This window comes from Lishizhenia sp., from assembly GCF_033720595.1.
Taxonomy (GTDB): domain Bacteria; phylum Bacteroidota; class Bacteroidia; order Flavobacteriales_D; family Crocinitomicaceae; genus Lishizhenia.
Genome location: NZ_JAWWCF010000228.1, coordinates 1 through 4,001, shown reverse-complemented (window position 1 = coordinate 4,001; position 4,001 = coordinate 1). Strand labels below are relative to the sequence as shown.

General features: G+C 38.3%; 5 protein-coding genes. 2 read left to right on the top strand and 3 right to left on the bottom strand.

Translation table 11 applies throughout. The annotated features are described in order from the left end of the window. Together recG and R3333_RS12975 are read left to right on the top strand one after the other, a co-directional pair. On the top strand, positions 1-1,446 hold a 1,446-nt coding region (recG, locus tag R3333_RS12980), incomplete at its 5' end, for an ATP-dependent DNA helicase RecG (RefSeq protein ID WP_318959198.1). A 3-nt stretch (positions 1,447-1,449) separates the two neighbouring features. Continuing rightward, positions 1,450-1,785: a hypothetical protein gene (locus R3333_RS12975; protein WP_318959197.1), complete on the top strand. Its 336-nt coding sequence runs from the start codon at positions 1,450-1,452 to the stop codon at positions 1,783-1,785. Position 1,786: 1 nt separating this feature from the next. Here R3333_RS12975 and R3333_RS12970 read toward each other — a convergent pair whose 3' ends face one another. From R3333_RS12970 to R3333_RS12960, 3 genes are all read right to left on the bottom strand, one after another. Beyond that, positions 1,787-2,062: a hypothetical protein gene (locus R3333_RS12970; protein ID WP_318959196.1), complete on the bottom strand. Its 276-nt coding sequence runs from the start codon at positions 2,060-2,062 to the stop codon at positions 1,787-1,789. Positions 2,063-2,125: 63 nt separating this feature from the next. After that, the gene (locus R3333_RS12965; protein ID WP_318959195.1) at positions 2,126-3,628 is read right to left on the bottom strand and encodes an AMP-dependent synthetase/ligase; all 1,503 of its coding nucleotides are present in this window, start codon (positions 3,626-3,628) and stop codon (positions 2,126-2,128) included. 37 nt (positions 3,629-3,665) lie between these two features. After that, a partial coding sequence (locus R3333_RS12960; RefSeq protein WP_413468686.1) for a sodium:calcium antiporter occupies positions 3,666-4,001 on the bottom strand: 336 nt, incomplete at its 5' end.

Sequence of the window (4,001 nt, the reverse complement as noted above, 5' to 3'; positions counted from 1 at the left end):
CAATTCCGCCTGAAATTTGAAGAGTTGTTGTTTCTACAACTTGAATTACTCATGCGTAAGAAGATCATCGCTTCCAAATCTCAAGGTTTTACCTTTGAACAAGTGGGAGATGTCTTTAATGATTTTTACGCTAATTATTTACCCTTTGAACTAACGGGTGCCCAAAAGCGGGTGTTAAAAGAAATTCGTTTGGATCTTAAAAAGGGAGAACAAATGAATCGTTTGTTACAGGGAGATGTAGGTTCAGGTAAAACCTTAGTGGCATTATTAACTATGTTGTTTGCAGTAGGAAATGGTTTTCAGGCTGCGATAATGGCTCCAACCGAAATTCTTGCCAAGCAGCATTTTGAGTCTATTAGTGAATTGGTAGCCAAAATGGATTTAAAGGTTGCCATATTGACGGGGTCTTCTAGAACCAAGGAAAGACGAATTCTACATGAAGCATTAGAGGCTGGAGAGATAGATATATTGATTGGAACTCATGCCTTAATCGAACCTAAAGTAAAGTTTAAGAACTTAGGTTTGGTTGTGATAGATGAGCAGCACAGGTTTGGTGTTGCGCAAAGGGCTAAGTTGCAAAAGAAAAATACACGTCCGCCACATGTGTTGGTGATGACGGCAACACCTATACCGCGTACCTTAGCCATGACAGCCTATGGAGATTTGGATGTGAGTGTTATCGACGAATTGCCACCGGGCAGAAAACCGGTAGAAACCCAACATCGTTACGAAAAGGCAAGACCTCAAATATTTTCCTTTCTTAAAAGAGAAATAGAAAAGGGACGCCAAGTATATATTGTTTACCCTTTGATTGAGGAATCTGAAAGTATGGATTACCTGAATTTAATGGATGGGTATGAATCTATTCAACGAAGCTTTCCTCGTCCCGAATATCAAATAAGTATGGTTCATGGTAAAATGAAACCAGAAGATAAGGAATTTGAAATGCAAATGTTTGCTGCCGGAAAAACTCAGATTATGGTGGCAACAACCGTAATTGAAGTAGGTGTAAATGTTCCGAATGCAAGTGTAATGATTATCGAAAGTTCTGAACGATTTGGACTTTCACAATTGCACCAGTTAAGAGGTAGAGTAGGGCGTGGTGCCGAAAAATCTTATTGTTTCCTAATGTCAGGTGATAAAATCTCCAAAGAAGGAAAAAGAAGACTCGAAACCATGGTAGAGACCAATGATGGGTTTAGAATTTCTGAAGTTGATTTGGAGTTAAGAGGTCCTGGTGATATTATGGGTACGCAACAGAGTGGTTTACTGAACCTTAAAATTGCTGATTTAGTTACGGACGGACCAATAGTTACCATTGCAAGAGAAACGGCTAGAAACATACTTAAAGTTGATCCTAAATTACAAGAAACTAAACATGGTTTTATACGTACAAAATTAAAAACCATAATGCGCTCCAAACCGAATTGGAGTAAAATAGCTTAAAACATGAAAATATTCTTTGCGCTAATATTTACGGCGTTCACTTTATTGGCTTCTGCACAAGTGAGTGGCGATCTTAAAACAGACAATAGGTCTTTGTTGACTTCTACCAACTTTAAATTAAAGGGAAAATCGGCAGGTGTGATGTATTTTAACATTGCCGTAGATAGTGAAGGAGCGGTAAGTTCGGTTGTATTAGACAGGTCTAAGAGTACAATAAAAAGTACGCCAAGTATGATTCAAGCAAAGAATACAATTCTTAAATACAAATTTGAAAAAGGTACCCATTACCCGAAGTATCATCAAGGTGTGGTGAAAATCACTTTTGTAACTGAAAATTAACCTATTGTACAGTTTCTACTTCAATGTAGTACTCAAATTGATGGTATAATTCGCAAACAAAACCTTCTGGTTTACATGCTTCATCCACTCGGGTGTAAGTTATAGTAACTACTTGTTCGTCTTCGTACTCGTTGAGTAATTCTTCATTGCATACTTTAAAGTCCTTATCATTTTTTCTAAGGTAAGTTCCCGTACAATCTTTAATAACGATCATGTCGGCCTGTTTTGTGCACGACAGCAGGATCATCATGGAAAATAGAAATGTTAGGAATTTCATTTTAGGTGTGATTTGATTAAAAAAGTAAAGGGAAGTTGCACAAAACAACTTCCCGAGATATGATTAATTATAAATTGCGTCGACTTTGTCTTTATGCATTTCTAGAATGATTTTTCGCTTGAATTTAAGGGTAGGAGTTAGTTCACCACCTTCGATACTCATTTCTTTATTGAGTAGTTCGAACTTTTTAATTTGTTCGAATTTACCGTAGTTTTCATTGTAGTCATTAACCTCTCTTTTGATGCGTTCAATCACTTTTGGGTGAGCGATTAATTCATCGTTACTCGCATTTGGAGAAAGACCAATGTTTTTACGTTTAGCCCATTCTCTCAAGAATTCGAATTGAGGAACGATGAGTGCAGCAGGGTGTTTTTGACCTTCACCAATCACCATAATCTGTTCAATAAATCTACTTTCTTTGAACTTGTTTTCCATCATTTGAGGGATGATATATTTTCCTCCTGATGTTTTAAAAATTTCTTTTTTCCTGTCCGTAATTCTTAGGAATTTACCATCTTCAATTTGACCGATATCACCTGTATGGAACCAACCATCAGCATCTATTGCTTCTGCAGTTTTCTCAGGTTGATTGTAATACCCCATCATAACATTAGGTCCTTTGGCTAAAATCTCTCCATCTTCTGCAATTTTAACAGTAACACCATCCAGTGTAGTACCAACAGATCCAATCTTAATTCCTGCTTTGAAACAGTTTACTGATATTACTGGAGAGGTTTCTGTAAGTCCATATCCTTCTAAGATAGGTACACCCGCTGCTAAGAATATTCTTGCTAATCTTGGTTGCAATGCTGCACTTCCAGAGGCAATCGCTTTAACATTTCCACCTAATGCTTCTTGCCATTTAGAAAAGATGAGTTTTCTGGCAATACCGAGTTTGAAATTATAGAAAGCACTTTTACCTTGTACATCATATTCTTCTGCTAATCCAACCGCCCAAAAGAACAACTTGCGTTTAATTCCGGTTAATTCATCTCCTTTGGCCATTATCTTTTCGTAAACTTTTTCTAACAATCGAGGCACCGCTGTAAACACATGAGGTTTCACTTCTCTAATGTTATCTCCAATTGTTTCCATAGACTCTGCGAAGTAAATAGAACAACCCAAATACATGTATAAGTAATGTAACATGCGTTCATACACGTGACAAACAGGAAGGAAGGATAATACGCGAGAATGGTTATCTGCAGGTATTCTTGGTTTACAACCTAGTACATTTGATATTAAGTTGTTATGAGATAACATTACACCTTTAGGATTACCTGTTGTACCAGAGGTATATATCATAGTAGCAAGCATGTCATTTTTGATAACAGCTTTTCGATCTTCAACTTCTTGGTCATCAGTTTTACCTGCTTCGTTTTTTATAAGACTCCAGTGATTTCCACCTTCAATTTCATCGAAACAATATATTTTTTCTAAACTTGGAATCTCTGATTGAATATCAGATATTTTGTGAAATAATTCTTCTGTACCGGTAACACAGAATTTAATTCCTGCATCATTAAAGATGTATTTCCCGGTGTTCTCGCCGTACGGCCACTTCATAATGCGCGTTAACAACGTGATTGGGCAATCACCGGGTTTAGAATTCTTTACTGATCAAATACGTAGTGTAGCCAATGTATGAAAAGAGCAACAGCGCGGCCTCCCATCTGTCCAGTTTTTTTCTTTTACCTGTAAACATGGCAATGAAAAGAAACACAGTGCCACCGGCCACGAGGTAAAGGTCTGTATTGAACATCTGGTCGTATACCTTGGGCTTGATCAGGCTGCTGATCGCGAGTACCATGAGAATATTGAAGATGTTAGACCCGATCACGTTCGCGAGTGCCACGTCGCCGCGCCCGCGAAGCGCCGCCACGGCCGAAGTCGCAAGCTCGGGCAGCGACGTGCCGACGGCGACCAGGGTCAGGCCGAT

Excerpts from the sequence above, each read along its gene's own strand:
- R3333_RS12970 (WP_318959196.1), bottom strand. The coding sequence starts at position 2,062 with ATGAAATTCCTAACATTTCTATTTTCCATGATGATCCTGCTGTCGTGC.
- R3333_RS12965 (WP_318959195.1), bottom strand. The coding sequence starts at position 3,628 with ATGAAGTGGCCGTACGGCGAGAACACCGGGAAATACATCTTTAATGAT.
- R3333_RS12975 (WP_318959197.1), top strand. The coding sequence starts at position 1,450 with ATGAAAATATTCTTTGCGCTAATATTTACGGCGTTCACTTTATTGGCT.